19 protein-coding genes are annotated in these 15,418 nt (G+C 51.0%); 8 read left to right on the forward strand and 11 right to left on the reverse strand.

Going from position 1 to position 15,418, the window contains the following annotated elements; genetic code table 11:
- Positions 1 to 42: 42 nt before the first annotated feature.
- Positions 43 to 1,038 carry a BMP family protein gene (locus ACOQPU_RS02275; RefSeq protein WP_420643512.1) on the reverse strand — a complete coding sequence of 332 codons (996 nt, stop codon included), beginning with the start codon at positions 1,036 to 1,038 and terminating at the stop codon, positions 43 to 45.
- Positions 1,039 to 1,323: 285 nt separating this feature from the next.
- Between ACOQPU_RS02275 and ablA the strand changes: the two genes are divergently transcribed.
- Together ablA and ACOQPU_RS02285 are read left to right on the forward strand one after the other, a co-directional pair.
- Positions 1,324 to 2,751: a lysine 2,3-aminomutase gene (gene ablA, locus ACOQPU_RS02280; protein ID WP_420643513.1), complete on the forward strand. Its 1,428-nt coding sequence runs from the start codon at positions 1,324 to 1,326 to the stop codon at positions 2,749 to 2,751.
- Positions 2,752 to 2,837: 86 nt separating this feature from the next.
- Complete coding sequence (locus tag ACOQPU_RS02285) at positions 2,838 to 3,623, forward strand: IclR family transcriptional regulator (RefSeq protein WP_420643514.1); 786 nt, start codon at positions 2,838 to 2,840, stop codon at positions 3,621 to 3,623.
- Here the strand turns inward: ACOQPU_RS02285 and ACOQPU_RS02290 are convergent.
- The 3 genes from ACOQPU_RS02290 to ACOQPU_RS02300 are packed head-to-tail and all read right to left on the reverse strand — an operon-like array spanning position 3,620 to position 5,240.
- Positions 3,620 to 3,946, reverse strand: coding sequence for a HigA family addiction module antitoxin (locus ACOQPU_RS02290; RefSeq protein ID WP_420643515.1), 327 nt, complete (start codon positions 3,944 to 3,946; stop codon positions 3,620 to 3,622). The genes ACOQPU_RS02285 and ACOQPU_RS02290 overlap by 4 nt on opposite strands.
- Before the next feature lie 14 nt (positions 3,947 to 3,960).
- Positions 3,961 to 4,254 carry a type II toxin-antitoxin system RelE/ParE family toxin gene (locus tag ACOQPU_RS02295; RefSeq protein WP_420643516.1) on the reverse strand — a complete coding sequence of 98 codons (294 nt, stop codon included), beginning with the start codon at positions 4,252 to 4,254 and terminating at the stop codon, positions 3,961 to 3,963.
- 26 nt (positions 4,255 to 4,280) lie between these two features.
- Positions 4,281 to 5,240 carry a phosphotransferase family protein gene (locus tag ACOQPU_RS02300; RefSeq protein ID WP_420643517.1) on the reverse strand — a complete coding sequence of 320 codons (960 nt, stop codon included), beginning with the start codon at positions 5,238 to 5,240 and terminating at the stop codon, positions 4,281 to 4,283.
- 235 nt (positions 5,241 to 5,475) lie between these two features.
- On the opposite strand from ACOQPU_RS02300, the gene ACOQPU_RS02305 reads away from it, so the two are divergent.
- On the forward strand, positions 5,476 to 6,111 hold the full coding sequence (locus ACOQPU_RS02305) for an MBL fold metallo-hydrolase (RefSeq protein ID WP_420645800.1): 636 nt from the start codon (positions 5,476 to 5,478) through the stop codon (positions 6,109 to 6,111).
- Positions 6,112 to 6,113: 2 nt separating this feature from the next.
- Positions 6,114 to 6,671: a TetR/AcrR family transcriptional regulator gene (locus ACOQPU_RS02310; RefSeq protein WP_420643518.1), complete on the forward strand. Its 558-nt coding sequence runs from the start codon at positions 6,114 to 6,116 to the stop codon at positions 6,669 to 6,671.
- 29 nt (positions 6,672 to 6,700) lie between these two features.
- Here ACOQPU_RS02310 and ACOQPU_RS02315 read toward each other — a convergent pair whose 3' ends face one another.
- A complete protein-coding gene (locus ACOQPU_RS02315) occupies positions 6,701 to 7,141 on the reverse strand; it encodes an acyl-CoA thioesterase (RefSeq protein WP_420643519.1) in 441 nt (146 codons plus the stop codon).
- 113 nt (positions 7,142 to 7,254) lie between these two features.
- Here ACOQPU_RS02315 and ACOQPU_RS02320 point away from each other — a divergent pair, with 113 nt between their 5' ends.
- From ACOQPU_RS02320 to ACOQPU_RS02330, 3 genes are all read left to right on the forward strand, one after another.
- Positions 7,255 to 8,394 (forward strand): hypothetical protein, encoded by a 1,140-nt coding sequence (locus tag ACOQPU_RS02320; protein WP_420643520.1) that lies wholly within the window; start codon positions 7,255 to 7,257, stop codon positions 8,392 to 8,394.
- Between the two features lie 68 nt (positions 8,395 to 8,462).
- Complete coding sequence (locus tag ACOQPU_RS02325) at positions 8,463 to 8,717, forward strand: hypothetical protein (protein ID WP_420643521.1); 255 nt, start codon at positions 8,463 to 8,465, stop codon at positions 8,715 to 8,717.
- Positions 8,671 to 9,246 carry a hypothetical protein gene (locus tag ACOQPU_RS02330; protein WP_420643522.1) on the forward strand — a complete coding sequence of 192 codons (576 nt, stop codon included), beginning with the start codon at positions 8,671 to 8,673 and terminating at the stop codon, positions 9,244 to 9,246. Before ACOQPU_RS02325 ends, ACOQPU_RS02330 begins: the two co-directional genes overlap by 47 nt.
- A gap of 19 nt (positions 9,247 to 9,265) precedes the next feature.
- Here ACOQPU_RS02330 and ACOQPU_RS02335 read toward each other — a convergent pair whose 3' ends face one another.
- Complete coding sequence (locus ACOQPU_RS02335; RefSeq protein WP_420643523.1) at positions 9,266 to 9,646, reverse strand: VOC family protein; 381 nt, start codon at positions 9,644 to 9,646, stop codon at positions 9,266 to 9,268.
- Positions 9,647 to 9,910: 264 nt separating this feature from the next.
- On the reverse strand, positions 9,911 to 10,108 hold the full coding sequence (locus ACOQPU_RS02340) for a hypothetical protein (RefSeq protein ID WP_420643524.1): 198 nt from the start codon (positions 10,106 to 10,108) through the stop codon (positions 9,911 to 9,913).
- Positions 10,109 to 10,286: 178 nt separating this feature from the next.
- Here ACOQPU_RS02340 and ACOQPU_RS02345 point away from each other — a divergent pair, with 178 nt between their 5' ends.
- Positions 10,287 to 10,928 carry an LON peptidase substrate-binding domain-containing protein gene (locus tag ACOQPU_RS02345; RefSeq protein ID WP_420643525.1) on the forward strand — a complete coding sequence of 214 codons (642 nt, stop codon included), beginning with the start codon at positions 10,287 to 10,289 and terminating at the stop codon, positions 10,926 to 10,928.
- A gap of 57 nt (positions 10,929 to 10,985) precedes the next feature.
- Here the strand turns inward: ACOQPU_RS02345 and ACOQPU_RS02350 are convergent, their stop codons facing one another.
- The 4 genes from ACOQPU_RS02350 to ACOQPU_RS02365 form a co-directional block, all read right to left on the reverse strand.
- Positions 10,986 to 11,708 carry a toast rack family protein gene (locus tag ACOQPU_RS02350; RefSeq protein WP_420643526.1) on the reverse strand — a complete coding sequence of 241 codons (723 nt, stop codon included), beginning with the start codon at positions 11,706 to 11,708 and terminating at the stop codon, positions 10,986 to 10,988.
- 237 nt (positions 11,709 to 11,945) lie between these two features.
- Complete coding sequence (locus ACOQPU_RS02355) at positions 11,946 to 13,451, reverse strand: carboxypeptidase M32 (protein ID WP_420643527.1); 1,506 nt, start codon at positions 13,449 to 13,451, stop codon at positions 11,946 to 11,948.
- Positions 13,405 to 14,214: a TVP38/TMEM64 family protein gene (locus ACOQPU_RS02360; protein ID WP_420643528.1), complete on the reverse strand. Its 810-nt coding sequence runs from the start codon at positions 14,212 to 14,214 to the stop codon at positions 13,405 to 13,407. The genes ACOQPU_RS02355 and ACOQPU_RS02360 overlap by 47 nt, the downstream gene beginning before the upstream one ends.
- Before the next feature lie 171 nt (positions 14,215 to 14,385).
- The gene (locus ACOQPU_RS02365; RefSeq protein ID WP_420643529.1) at positions 14,386 to 15,273 is read right to left on the reverse strand and encodes an alpha/beta hydrolase; all 888 of its coding nucleotides are present in this window, start codon (positions 15,271 to 15,273) and stop codon (positions 14,386 to 14,388) included.
- Positions 15,274 to 15,418 lie beyond the last annotated feature (145 nt).

Genomic DNA, 15,418 nt, shown 5'->3' on the forward strand with positions numbered 1-15,418 from the left:
AGATTGGTTAGGCAGAACAACCTTGCCTTGCCTGAAAAATCATTATTCTATGGGCGTGGTGTCTTTGACGACCTCCACATTGCCAGCTTTCATCTCTTCTAGCAACTCTTCAGCGGCCGTACTGACCTCATCGCTGGCATTGGTTAACGGCAGTTGCAAATCAATGCCTGTGTCAAAGCCCAGGTGATAGTTGCCACCACCGGTGCCATCAATAATGTTGCCCACAATGTCTGTGAGCGGGCCAGCAAAATCATACAGCATCGACGTGACGTAATTGCCTGGGGCAAACTCAGATTTATCCGTGTATTTTGCAATGACTTTGATATTTGAGCCACTTGCCTCGGCGGCTTCAAAAACGCCAAGTGTGCCAAGATTCAGTGAAGAAACGATGACGTCTACATCGTCTGCAATTAAAGTGTCGGCGAGTTCACGCGCTTTGCTGGGGTCGTTAAAATCGCCAACCCAAACCGGAACTACTTCTACATCTAGCCCAAGATCATCAATGGCTTGTTCGATGGCATGGTACTCAGCGTAGGTCAGTGGCAACGTGAGTCCAGTGATGTACCCAATTTTGCCTGTTTCGGTCATTTGGGCGGCTACTGCACCCGCGCCGTAGGCACCAATTTCCATGTTCCGCACGATGACCCACACATTGTCTGGCACATCTTCAACGGCCGCATCCGCTTCAGCAATAAAATTCACGTCTGGGAATTCGCCAGCCAAATCTAATGTTTGGCTAAGAAATTGGCCGCCATGTGTAAAGATGATGTTGAATCCGTCATCAATGTACTCACGCATGACGCGCTCAACGTCTGGCACGGCCACAGATTCCGAGAAGGCGATCTCAACGCCATGCTCACTGTTTACCGCTTCGATGCCCAGGTTGCCCAAGGTGTTGTAATCTGCGTCGGTAACGGTTCCTGGGAAAACGGCCGCTAACTTATACTCACCGCCATCTTCGGCCGTTTCGCCGCCACACGCCACTACCAGCATGAGCAAAAATGAAAAAAGTATAGATAAGATGATGCGTTTATTCATGGGAACTCTTCTCCTTGTAGCCTGAAATTGGATTGCCTAATAAGGGCACATAGGCTGAAACAATGGTATTCGGCAAGCGAATTCAGGTGAAAGATAGTTTGACTCAGCTTCAAGGGGGGATTGTTTTGCCGAGTCTGCCAAAAGTTGGTTAAGTATACGGTTCATTCAAATTGATGCAAAAAGTAAATTGGGCTTTTGGCTGACAATTTTCAAGAAGAAGGCTATACTTTTGCAGCAAAAATGAAATCTCGTTTCATAATGTGAAACGCAATAGGAGCAACACACATGGCTGTAAAAGAAGCAACACCCATTACTGAGCAAATTTATACCCGTGCCCCCTACTGGAACGACATTCCAGATGAAAAGTGGATGAACTGGCGTTGGCAGATGAGCAATCGGCTGAACACCGTAGAAGAGCTAGGCAAGGTAATAAACCTTACCGACTCCGAGCGCAAGGCGTTAAGTGCCAACGGCCTGTTTCGAGTAGATATTACTCCTTACTTTGCCAGCCTTATTGATCCCGACGATCCTAATTGCCCCGTTCGTCGGCAAGTTATCCCCACCGATGCGGAAATGGTGCCTTTCCAATCCATGATGGAAGATTCCTTGGCCGAGGACAAGCATTCCCCCGTGCCAGGATTGGTACACCGCTACCCAGACCGGGTATTGATGCTGATTACAACCCAATGCGCCAGCTACTGCCGCTACTGCACCCGCAGCCGGATCGTGGGCGATCCTACCCAAACGTTTAGCCGCGCCGAGTTTGATGCGCAGATCGACTACATTGAGCGGACGCCGCAAATTCGGGACGTATTGCTTTCTGGTGGCGATCCGATGGTGTTGGCACCAAAGCTGGTAGACATGATTTTAGGTCGCTTGCGCGCCATTCCGCATGTGGAAATTATTCGCATCGGTTCTCGCGTGCCGGTCTTTTTGCCCATGCGAGTCGATGAGCAGTTTTGCGAAATGGTGAGCAAGTACCATCCATTCTGGCTTAACATTCATGTAAACCACCCCAAAGAGGTGACACCAGAGCTGGCTGCTGCCGCTGATCGCTTGACCCGCGCAGGCGTGCCGCTAGGCAACCAAAGTGTTTTGCTGGCAGGAATCAACGATTCGGTCGCTATTCAGCGTAAATTGGTGCATGAGTTGGTGAAGATTCGAGTACGGCCGTACTATCTCTACCAATGTGATCTGGTGGAAGGCTCCGGCCATCTGCGCACCAGCGTCAGCAAAGGCATCGAAATCATTGAGGGGTTGCGTGGCCACACCTCCGGCTATGCCGTGCCCACCTACGTGGTGGATGCCCCCGGCGGCGGCGGCAAGATTCCGGTGCAGCCCAACTACATTATCTCGCAATCCCCCGGCAAGGTAGTGCTGCGCAATTTTGAAGGGTTCATGACCACCTACCAGGAGCCGCTGGATTACGATCCCGACATCATCAAGCCGCAAGAGGCCCTCATTGAGCCGCGCCCAGAGCCGGGCCAGGAAGGGATTCACGGCTTGCTGCAAGGGCAAAAGATGAGCATCGAGCCAGAGGGGTTTGCCAATACCCATGCGCGGGGCGGGGCAGAGCATCGCCTGCGCAGCGGCGAGATTGCCCAAAAGTGGACGCCGCTGGGCGTGGGAAGCATTGACGCCAACAATATTCCCGTCCAGCCCCAGTTAAAAGAGGGGGAGGGCACGGTGAAAGAAGAAGAAAGCGAAAAGTAACAGGTAGGGGCGAGGCAGATGGGAAACGAGATGGCAAAGCAAAACCAACTATGCCACCATCTGCCTCGCCCCTTTTTTAACCATTAATGATGAAAACAAAAACCCAACCCTACCCCGGCACCCAATCTGTACTTCGCGCCATGTCGCTGCTGAAGGCGTTTGACGATGAACGGCCCGAGTGGGGGTTGGCCGAACTGTCGCGAGAAGTGGGGCTAAACAAGACAACAACCTTCCGGCTGTTGACTGCGTTGGAAAGTGAAGGCATGGTGGCGAGACGGCCGTTTGCCGACACATACATCCTCGGCCCAGAGATTGTGGTGCTGGGCGGGCGCGCCTTGCGCAGCAACGATTTGCGCTCGTTAGCCAAACCAGAGCTAGAGCAGATGGCAGCAATCTCTGGAGAGACGGCAACGCTGGAAATCATGTCTGGCGACGATGCGGTGCTGATCATTGATGAAATTATCGGCAATCATCTGGTTGGTAGCTCACAATCGCTGGGGACACGCTGGCCGATGTTTGCAACCTCTTCCGGGATGGCGTTATTGGCTTATTTGCCAGAAGAGCGGGTGGATGCAGTATTGAAACGGCCGTTGCCCAGCCTCACCCCCAAAACCGTCACCGATCCGACCGTAATCCGCCAGGAACTCATTAAAACCCGCCAGCGAGGTTACTCATATTTACGAGAATGGTTAGAAGAAGGGCTGATTGTGGTCGGCGCACCGCTGTTCAACCACGACGGCCAGGTCATTGCTGCTATCAGCCTGGGCGGCCCCGCCATCCGCTTCCCCGCCGAGCGAGAGCCAGAAATGGGCCAGCTCGTCAAACAAACCGCCCAGCACATCTCTGAAAAACTTGGTTGGGAATCAGACTAGGCAGCCAGAGGCGGGGTTGAGGAATCTGTAAATGGTTGTATCGTTTGCAATTCACGCGCTTCAGTTTGTTGGGCATGGTAAAGGTCCCAGCGCAGCTGTAAATTCATCCAGAATCCGGCTGATGTGCCAAAAAATTTAGCCAAGCGTAAGGCAGTGCTGGGGGTAATTCCGCGACGGCCGTTAATAATCTCATTGATGCGTTGATACGGGACGTGAATCCCATCCGCCAGCTCTCGTTGGGTTAGATTCATGGGGAGTAGAAACTCCTCCAATAGCATTTCACCGGGATGTGTTGGTGATCGATGTGTAGGAATACGAACCATAACAATCTCCTAGGCTAATGATAGTCAACAATTTCAACACGATCAGGCCCATTTTCATGCCAGACAAAGCAAATTCGATATTGATTATTGATGCGGATGCTGTATTGTCCCACCCTTTCCCCTTTTAGTGCTTCTAGGCGATTGCCCGGTGGAATCCGCAAATCATCCAGGGTTTCAACAGAGTCAAGTTGTTCCAGTTTTCGCCCTGCGATTCGCCATAGGTTTTTAGGACACGTCTTTCGGGCGACTTTGGAGTTAACACCATTAAATATATCTTCTGTCCCCTGATCATAAAAAGCGCGAATCATCAAAACATCATAGCATGGATGTCATGCTAAGGCAACTTGCCCAGGGTGCGTTCAAGCGCGTAGGCGACTGCTTCCAGGTCTTTTTGGTTGTTGGTCCAGACGTTCCAGCCCAAGTGGGAGGCTCCGATTTGCAGCTCGTAACAGTGATGGCGCAGAGCGGCATTTTCCAAATCATCTGGGGTGAGGTCGGGAGCTGTCATTGTTCTTTGCCAGATGTTGGCGGCGGCGATGCCTGGGTGCCAGTCGCTCCAGAAGGTACACCAGGCCACATCGTACAAAAAATCACCAAATGCCGAACATTTCCATGAGAATACGGCCGTTACCTTCCCCACATCCTCCGCCACAAGCACATTCTGGTGCAGCAAATCGCCGTGAACCAAATCCCGCCGCTCTGGGCAGGCGGGCAGCAGTTCATGAATGCGTGCTTCACACTGTTTGAAAAGGTTGTTAATCTCCGGCTGCTCTGCAAGTTTGGCCCGCCAGCCGCTCACCACATCCCCTGAATTGTCCTTAAGGCCATTTAACAGCCAGGTGTGCCAACTGATGTTGGCGGCTTCGCTTGAGTCGTACCAAACGACGCGGTCCGATTTTGACGTGGGGACGGCTCGCAATGCCTGGAGCAGGGTTGCCAAAGCCTCCCCAACTTTGTTTCCCTCACTGGCGGCGGTGGTTTCGATGAAACGGCCGTAATGTCGTTGCGAAATCGCAAAATTAAAACCAAGTGCCTGACCAATATCAAGGAGCTTGGGAATTGGTAGGTGTGGACGCTCAAAGCGCATCGCCGCTTTATCAATGGCAAACCCTTCCGCCATGTCACTTAGGCGCAGCACCAGCGCATCCTCGCCAACCTGGTACGCATAAGCCGATGACCAGAAGCCACCCGAAAGTGATTCGAGATTTCTGATCTTGGCCTGGTGATAGTTGTTGAGCCAGGTATGAACCTGTTCAAGCGTTGGGTAGGATTGTTTGGTATATGTCACACTCATAGCTCTAAGTGTACCGGTATTGGGAAAGAAATGCGCTGGCAGTGTCGGATAATGGGTGCGATTTCTGGTTTGATTGTTGTTGTCTAAGCGCACCGCATTTGCCAAAGGGTCAAAAAACTGCTTGACAAACTATATGATTTAGTTTATAAACTAACTAAATTAGTTAAAGTGAGGTGCACTTATGACAATCAAACAAATAACAAACAATCTGATTCAACTAACAAAATTTGGCATAATGAATTGCTACCTTGTAAAAGAAGAGGATGGATTCACTGTCATCGATACAGGAATGGCTGGCATGGAGAAAATGATTCTAAAAGCGGCCGAAGAACAAGGGCAATCTATTAGGCGCGTCGTGCTGACCCATGCCCATTCAGACCACATCGGTGGATTGGATGCTCTGAAAAAGGCTTTGCCAAACATAGCAGTCATTGCGTCTGAGCAATCGGCACGTTTCATAGCTGGCGATATGTCGCTTGAACCGGGGCAGGCAGACGCTGCCCTAAAGGGAGATTTTCCCAGTGTAGAGAGTCGGCCAACGGCAACTGTAAAAGACAATGATATGGTTGGTTCGCTGAAAGTTATTGCAACCCCAGGCCATACGCCGGGTCACATTTCGCTTTATGATGAACGGGATGGTTCTTTGGTGGCGGGGGATGCGTTCCAAACATTGGGCGGAGTCGCGGTTGCTGGTGTGGTTCGGTGGCTTTTTCCCTTTCCTGGCAAGGCCACGTGGCATAAGGCAACGGCCGTTCAGTCCGCTGAAAAATTATTGGCACTACACCCCGCAAGGTTGGCAACTGGTCATGGCAAGATTTTGGAAAACCCGACGGCCGTTATGCAAAAAGCGATTGCAGAGGCGAAAAAATAAGCATGGCGCGAGATTTAACCAAAGAAAAGGTTGTGCAAAAAGCCGTTGAACTCGCCAACCAATTGGGCGATGTCCATCAGCTAAAGCTCAAAGATTTGGCTGCGGCTCTCAACATTAAAGTGCCGTCACTATACAATCATATTGAAGGCACAGATGGGCTGGTTTACGCATTGCGCGTTCATGCGCTCCTCGTGTTGGATGAGCAGTTGCGTGATGCAATGGCCGGAAAAATCGGGAGTGAGGCCTTGTGGGCCGCTGCGCAATGCTACCGCACCTTTGCCCATGCCAATCCCGGCATTTACCAACTTGTCATTCCGGCAGGTGCGGCCGATTCAGAGATAGAGCGACTTGGCTGGAATACAATCTCTCTCATGTTGCTTGTTTTGGGGTCTTTTGGCTTGGAAGGGGAAGAAGCCTTGCATGTTGTACGCGGTTTCCGCAGCTTGCTGCATGGATTTGTCTCGCTAGAGTTGGCGGGTGGTTTTGGGCTTGATCTGGATTTAGATGAGAGCTTTTATCGCTTCTTTAAGGCTTATCTTGATGGGCTAAATATGACTTGATCTTTGACTGAGAAAAATTGAGTGAACAGTTACAGCAACTGGTGTTGAATCAAAAACGCTCTGGCTGTGTTGGATAAGGGCTGCGACTTTCTGGTTTGCTCGTTCATTTGCACAATGACTGTTTCGGCGGTGGCTACGCAACGGCCGTTCTGAAACAATCCTTGCAACAGACTTAACGAACTATTTCCTACCTTCGTCACACCGGTGCCAATCTCAACCCGTCCCGGCCACTTTATTTCCGCCAGCAAATTCACGTTCAGATTCACGATTACAAAGGCTGCCTCCTCTGCTGCCAACGGATGTTGCGGATCGTACAAAAACTCCACGCGCCCAGATTCCAAAAAAGTGGCAAAGATGGCGTTGTTCACATGTCCTTGTCTGTCCGTGTCGGCATAGCGCACTTTGTCGTAGGTTTGGAAGGGAAAATCTTCAAGTGCCAGGTCTTGCTTTTTTGTGGATTGATTTGTCATTATGCTATCCTTGCTGAGTTATCGCATTTACGTAGGCAGACTACAAAAGTCTCCAAGCGATTTTTTTGAGATTATCATGGAAAGACTTTTGTAGTCTCTCATAGGAATCAGAAATGGCCAAACAAAACAACCACCCCGAACATTTCCGCTTTTTTGACAATCGTGAAAAGTATTTGCTGTTTGTAACGACCACCAGCGAAAAGTGGGTGGTGGCCGAGCGGGTCGGCATGGAGCTAGATCAAATTCAGCCCGCGCCGCCTGATTTGCGCCTATTTGACGCGGGCATGGGGGACGGCACCGTGCTCATGCGCGTCATGCAAAATTTACACCGTCGCTTTCCTACCGTGCCTTTTCTCATCGTGGCCAAGGAGACTAGCCTGGAAGACGCACGGCTGGGGCTTAACAAGCTGGCAGAACGATTTGTAGAACATCCCCTGACGGTGGTTGTGCTGACCAATATGTATTATTCGGAGGCGCCCTGGCTGAACCCCCGCAAGCCAGAAGCGAAAGAAGCTATCAACTGGCTGGATGTGCCGCTGCAAGGCAACACCGCCTATGATTTTGATAATCAGATCAAGGGGCTGCAAACTGAGTTGGCCGATGGCTGGCAAACCCGCACCAGCCCTAAAACTGGCAACCCGCTGTATGTACGGCCGTCTGCCGTCGTCCTTTACCGCGAAGACCACAAATTTATTCTCGATGGCACCATTCCCAAGCCGGGGCCGTTGGCGGGGGACTATGATTTGATCATCGCCGCCCAGCCTTACCGCGCTCGCCAAACGGCCGAAAAAAAGGTGAAATATGTGTTGGCACCGCTGGCTTCCGCCTTGGCTCCCGGCGGGCGTATGGTGGTGGTGCAATCCACCGGGCACGATCCGGGCATGGAAATCATCCGCAAAATTTGGCCGGATGAAGACCCGTTCTGGACGCCGCGCCACGTCCTCATCAAAGCCCTGCGGGAATCGTTGAGCAAAAGTCATCCCGACCTCGTTTTTGACATTTGCTCCGATGAGCGATCCCTCTTTACCTACCAGCTCCACTCCTTGCCAGACGAAACCAGCCAGATTGGGACTTCTAACCTGCTGGCGGCGTGGAATGCGGCCGTTTACGTGGCCCAAATGGATGATGAGCGACTTAACCGCGTGCTGAACAGCGGCGCATATTTAGAAGCTACCCGCGAAGTGCTCCAGCGCAACGGCGGCCTCTGGTTTTTGGATGAATCGTTTGTGATTACGCGGGAACGGCCGCATTAATTGGAATGGCCGTGATCGCAAGAATGGTCAGGAAGCACATCGATCCTTGTGATAACATGTAACACGGTATGACCCGACTTGAAGAACTGCTCCCGCTGCTTGCCCAACTTGTTGAAGTCGATGGCGAGATCAAAACCCTTGCCGATCTGGCCGCTGTGGACGGCCGTTTACCATCAGAAGTCAGTAGGATAGCTTGCCAGCTTGAACTCTTTTCTGGAGCAACAATCTTGAGCGTAAGCCGTATAGCGGTTGATTACGCACAGAGGAGTTCTAGAAATGATGGTGAAGAAGCACGGCAATGTTGGTTCATGGCGAAAGAATGACTATTGGACGCTGGCGGCATTTTTTATCCTCGCCACTATACTAACATGGGGTATTCACGAATTCGCCCATTGGTTAACAGGGCGCATCCTCGGGTACGATATGTGGATTACCTTCAATCAAGTTGGGCTGGTCCAAGGTGAATACAGTTCAGTTTGGCATCAAAGCCTTGTGGCGATGGCAGGACCTATTGTGACGTGGCTGCAAGCTGTTGTCGTCCTGCTTTTTATACGCCAATCAGGCAAGCTGTGGCCATATTCGTTTCTTTTCCTGGCGTTTTGGATGCGTACTGTGGCTATGCTCATCAGCTTCCTTTCTAATCCCAATGATGAAGCCAAAGTCAGCTTGCTACTTGGGTTGCCAATGTGGGTCTTGCCAGCTATATCGGTCATATTTTTGCTGGTGCTCACGGTCATGGGGAGTCGTGCTCTAAAAGTGGGGTGGAAGGGAAATCTGGTTTCCTACGTGATGGCTTCACTCATGACGGCCGTTGTCGTATTTTCGGATCAGCTATTATTCTTCTCGAATTAAAGTTGCCAAGACCAAACGGTTAACAATGTTTCGCAAAAACAATGACATGACTGTCTAAATCCAGACTGTAAGCTGCTTCATCCCCCCAATCTCGTTTTTGTAAATCACTTAATTCTGTCGCTCCGGCTTCCAATGCTCTTTGATGGTATGCCCCCGGATTATCAACGACAAGGTACAGTTCGGCGCGTGGTGCTTCCCCTGCACTTTCTGGATCGGGCAGTTTTTCGCCGAGCAACTGTTTGATCCCTTTGGCTGGCATTAAACCGAGTACACTGCCATCATTTAGCTTAAATTCTGTCATTCCAGGGACATTTAGTGTCGGTTTTTGATCTAAAACCAATTCATAAAACTTTGTGCTTTTTTCCTGACTTGAAACATAAAATATGAAGTGAGCTTTCAATTTTGCCTCCTTGCCAAACGAGCCTGGTAGGTTGGGAGCTTTAATTCAAGGTACGTGCAAACTAAATCAATCTTTGAACCCCGTAATCAATTATGGTTCTTTGGGATTTCCTGAGGTAGGGGCAGACCCCCGTGTCTGCCCACTCTTGGCGCACACGGGGATGCGCCCCTACAAATGGTGTCGATCCCCTGAAATCCTGAAGACCCTCAATTATTTGATCCAGTGGAAACAAGACTTTTGTAGTCTTCACTACGTAAGTCCTGCCTAATTAACAAATTGGCTATTCCAAAGAGTCGAAAATTGGATTGTGGCAGCGATGATTTGATTTTGCTGCTCCTCAGCGGTGATTGTTGCAATGCCATCGTCTCTTTGAAAACTGTAGTCGGCGTGTTGGCGGTGGTTGCCCCCTTCGATGAGTACACGATCAGCCGAATGCGGTGCCTGCATATGCTTCTGGATCAACCAGTCCGCCTGGATAGAAATGAGACCTTTGCCATTGGGAGACTCTGCCGAAAGACAAGCTGCCCATCTGCTCGCTGAACATCATTCTCCTGCAAAATCTGAAGGTCGGCCGTTTGTCATTTTTAAACATACGATGAATTCGGACAGCTATAAGAGTGGAATGTGTATAATGTACTGTATGGAAATTCCACTGTTCCCTCTCAATACCGTTTTGTTTCCCGGCTGGCCGATGCCGTTGCACATTTTTGAGCCACGCTATCTGGAAATGGTGCGTTACTGCACGGAAGAAAAGTCACCATTTGGCATTTTGCTTATCAAGCAGGGCCGGGCAGAGGGAGATACGGCCGTCATTCCCCACAGTGTTGGCTGTATGGTTGTGATTACGCAGACGGAGCAGTTGGAAGACGGCCGTTTACTCATCATGACGGTGGGGCAAGAGCGATTCCGTGTGAACGCCCTGCGGCGCAGTAAACCTTATTTGGTAGGGGAGGTAGAGCAGCTTCCTTACTTACCAGAAAAAACAGCTCCCCTGCAAGACGCCGCCAATGAACTTCATCCGCTCGTGCTTAATTACCTAACGACCCTGACGACGCTGGCTGAAAACGTTGAGTTTGATCCCACCCAGGTGCCAACCGAGCCAGAAGCATTGAGCCATATGGCGGCATCATTGCTGCAAGTGTCGCTGGAAACCAAACAGTCGCTTCTCGAAGCCAGAAAAGTGTCGAATGTGCTCAACTTCCTCACCAACCAATACCGCCGCGAAATTGACATTCTCAAGCAATTTCCCCAGCAAGATATGGGAAACTTCTCGGTAAACTAACCCGGTTATCCCATTTCCCCGGAAACCCCAAGGTTTCCGGGGAAATAAATCTAAGAGCTACCGCCCGACGCGCACCGTGATTTCACCAATGCCACCGCTGATATCCAGCGTCATGTTCACATCGGCATCACCGTACGATTCATTGGTGTAGACGTCGGAGTCTCCCTCTCGTTGCAGCCCGTTGACGACCAGAGAGCCAATCCCTGTATCGGCTTCCACGCGCAAGCCAACGTTCTCTGGCAGGTAAATCGTGGCCTCACCAACACCGCCATCAATATTTACATCTAGATCTTCTTGCCAGCTACCGGTCAGGTCAATTGTTACATCCCCCACACCAGTGTCTACCGTCAGATTACGCAGTTGCAGTCCGCCCAGCGTCAGATCGCTTTCACCGACGCCCAAATCTACATTCAGGTCCATAGGAACATCATTTTGCAAGGCAATGTCCCAATTATATTTAATGTCATCGTCCGGGATGCCGTTGATTTCACCGTCGGGCTGGGAGATTTGTAGCTCACCAATGTTGCCGCGCTGTTCATAGCTCACCTCTGGCCGCCAATCTTCAATATTGTAGGTAAATTCAGCATCCAGCAAATTCGCGGCACCGCCCTCTACATTGAGTTCGCCAATGCCCATATTAATTTCAACCCGCACAGAATCAACATCACCTAATTCCACTGATTGGGAATCGGTTTGAACAGGGCCAACCGCCACGGTGTTAATACAGCCCACTAACAAAAACATGCCTCCTAACAGCATAAAAATGGTCAACTTTTTCATTATCGTCACCTCAAGAAATTAATTTCGGGCTGAGGTAACTCAGCCCGATACTATTTTGTAAATTAGCCATTGGCTATGTTGGACTGTACGCAGGGGCGGGGTGAAAGTTGTGCTAACCGGGTTAGAAACAAAAAAGATCGGCTCAATTAACCGAACCGATCTTCATGAAACTTTATGTAAATACGGAATTTGGGCTTTCTGATTGAAACCCATGTTTATCTGTGTTCCGCTCGCTGGCTACAAAGCGTACAGCCCACCAAATTTGTTCTTGAGGTAGACAATGTACGGATCGATAGTAAGTGGCCCGCCCGTGACGCGCTCGATGAGTTCGTTGGCGGTAAATTTGCTGCCGTGGGTATAAATGTTGTCTTTGAGCCAGGCGTGCAGCGTACCAAATTCGCCCTGCTGAATTTGCGCGGGGATGTCTGGATGTGCCTGGAGTGCCTGATCATAGAACAGGGCCGACATGATGTTGCCGAGGGTATACCCCTGGAAAGCCCCACCAATTAAGCCACTATACCAATGCACGTCTTGCAGAACGCCATCTACGTCGCTGGGGGCCTGCAAGCCGAGGTCAGATTGATAACGGCCGTGCCACGCTTCGGGCAAATCTTTCACCTCGAGCGACCCTTCTAGCAGCGCCAGTTCCAGATCGAATCGGATCATGACATGCAGGTTATATGTGACTTCGTCGGCGTCGGTGCGAATGAGGGAACGCTGTACCTTGTTGATGGCAGTGTAAAAGGTATCTAGCGACACATCTTTAAGCTGTTCGGGGAAGGCGGCCTGTAATTGGGGATAGTAATGCTCCCAAAAGCCGAGACTCCGCCCAACCAGATTTTCCCATAGGCGAGACTGGCTCTCATGCACGCCAGAAGAAGTGCCGCCAGCAAGCGGCGTTGCTTCTAATGACATATCAATGCCTTGCTCGTATAGAGCGTGGCCGGTCTCATGCAAGGTGCTAAATAACGCTTCGCTGAGGTCGTTTTCTTTAGTGCGGGTGGTAATGCGCACGTCGCCGAGCGAGAATTTGGTCATGAAGGGATGATGGGTTTTGTCCTGGCGACCCCGGCTGGTGTCGTAGCCGTAGGCCTGGGCAATTTGCCAGCCAAAGGCAAGCTGCTCATCTTCCGGGTAGCTACGGTGTAGGCAGCTATCGTCGGCTGGTTCTTTTTCGGTGATGGCTTGCACCAGCGGTACCAATTGTTCGCGTAAATCGGCAAAGACAGCGCGGACGCTTTCTGCTTTCATGCCCTGGTCGGAAAAATCAATTAGCGGATCGGCGATATGATCGTAGCCGGGGAAGCAGTTGGCAATTTGGCGAGAGAAGTCGAGGGTTTTTTCCAGATACGGCCGTACCGCCTCAAAATCATTCTCTGGGCGCGCTTTGGCCCACGTTTGGTAAGCAACGGTGGCGTGTTCAGTTAAGGCACCGATTAGTTCAGCCGGAACTTTAACCGATTGGTCGTAGTTGCGGCGCGTTACTCGGATGAGGCTCGCTTCTTCGCTGTCGTAGGGCAGGGCCTCGGCCCACGGTTCCAGCTTGTCTAGCAGCTTGCCAATCTTCTTGCTGGTGAACTTTTCATGGGCAATGCGCCCGATGATTGCCTGTTGGCGACCGCGCGCTGGTGCGCCGCCCGGTGGCATGTAGGTGCTTTGGTCCCAGCCCAGCAGGGCGTTGACTGAATTGAGGTCGCTAATTTCCTGTAAACGTGCTTTCAGTTTTTGGTACTTTTTTTCCACGTAACTTCTCCTTCGGCTTGTATTTTCGTTCGATGCGCAAAATGGCAAACCGCCCGCCGATGTAAACGGCCGTTACCAGCAAAGCCAGCAGCACCCAGGCAGTATTAGACAGCTCCAGCCCGTGCGATCCTATCAATGTTAACAGTGTGACGCTGGGGAGGCGGCCCAAAAAGTTGGCCGCCAGGAATTTACGGGGTGAGATGCCTGTCAGCCCCGCCACAAAGTTCATCACGTCCGTTGGGAACACGGGCAACACAAAGGCGATGGTAAAGAATAAAAAGCCTTGCGCTTCGGCAATGGCCTCCCACTTTTCGATAGTGGCTTCTGGGGCCAGCCGATGCACAATAGGTCGTCCAAACCAGCGCGCCAGCAAAAAGCCAAGCTGGCTAGCAGCCACTACACACACAATATTAAAAAGCAACCCCCAGGGCAAACCGTAAATGTAGCCGCCTGCGATGACAAACACATGCCCCGGAATGAAAGCCACAATGACCTGCAATACCTGGAAAAACGCCAGCACCAGTGGCGCCAACACGCCGTAGCTTTGCACGTAACTGCTCACAAAGGCCTGGTCACTGAGGATGGTGAGCCATTGAGATAAGGGTTGGCGCATAGACCAGGTAAGTACGGCCGTCAACAGCAGTCCGCCAAGCAGCAACCACCGCTTGCTAATGGTGCTCAAGCCAGCAGTCGGGGGCGAATAGGCACTTTTTATTTCCCGATGATGCACGGGCTTTATTTTTTGATCCGAAATGATAGACATACACTCTTCCCGCGCCATTGCTGCCACAGGCTCAACCCGGCGCTGATGCTGATTTGATTACGACATGGCGATAAACGGCCGTGCCTCAGCACTCTACGCAAGTAAGCAAAAATCGTTGCTCACTCAGCAAGATCGTACCTGTTTGGCTGAATCTGGGCAAATGTGGGGAGATTAGGGTTCTTTTTTGAGCGGGGCTCCCAAAAAGAATCGAATGGCATTTGGCAGGCGGTAGGCCCAGGCAGCTTCATTGTGACCGCCCCCTGCATCCTCAACGTGCAGCAGGTTGCGCGTGGGACGGTATCCCTTTTTAGCCAGAATGCGCTTGATGCGGCGCACACGGCCGTAATATCGGCGCGAGCGGCTGCGCAAAATCGCCTGATCGGGCCAATGACCACCCATTTCTCGCGTGCCGGCATCCAGATAAATTTTGCCCTGCTGAAACGGAGCTTGCGCCACGTAATTAAAAATGGCGTGGTTGGCAAACCAAAGCGAGGGACTCATTACTCCGACAAAGCCAAACACGGCCGGATGATGAAAAAAGCCGTACAGGCTAATCAAGCCGCCCATTGAAGAGCCAAAAAGCCCCGTGTTGCGCTTGTTGGGCAAAGTACGGAAGGACGCATCTACCAATGGTTTAAGCGTGTGGACGATAAACGCTAAATAATCCTCGCCGCGGCCGCCCCCGTATTTTTTATCTACAAAGGGGCTGTACTCGGCCAAGCGGTCCACACCCATGCTGGGGATACCTACCACAATCGCTTCCAAATTCTCTGATTGGGCCAACTGCTCCATCGTTTCATCAACGTGCCATTCACCCGTGTAGCTGGTTGCCTCATCAAACAAATTGTAGCCGTCGTGCATGTAAAGCACGGGGTAATGGCTTTGGCTTTGCGCATAAGATGGGGGTAGGTAGATAAGAATATCCCGCTGGTTATCTAGTTGAGGGCTATAAACATCTTGGGCAATTTTGATGTTGCCGCTGATGGAATGTCGCTCCCGCTCGTAATAAACATCGTGGTAAGGTTGCCACGTCACTTTTTGGTGTTGCTTGGTGTGCAAATTCACTCTCCAATGGTCATTGTGCCAATTGTCTCTGTTTTTGTATGGCTGTCCACAAACAAAAAGTAAAAGATGTGAAAATAATCACTATCCCGCCATTATGCTTTTTCATGCTTGCGAAAATGCTTATAATCAAAGCTGTCTG

This window comes from Candidatus Leptofilum sp. (assembly GCF_965223285.1).
GTDB lineage: Bacteria > Chloroflexota > Anaerolineae > Promineifilales > Promineifilaceae > Leptofilum.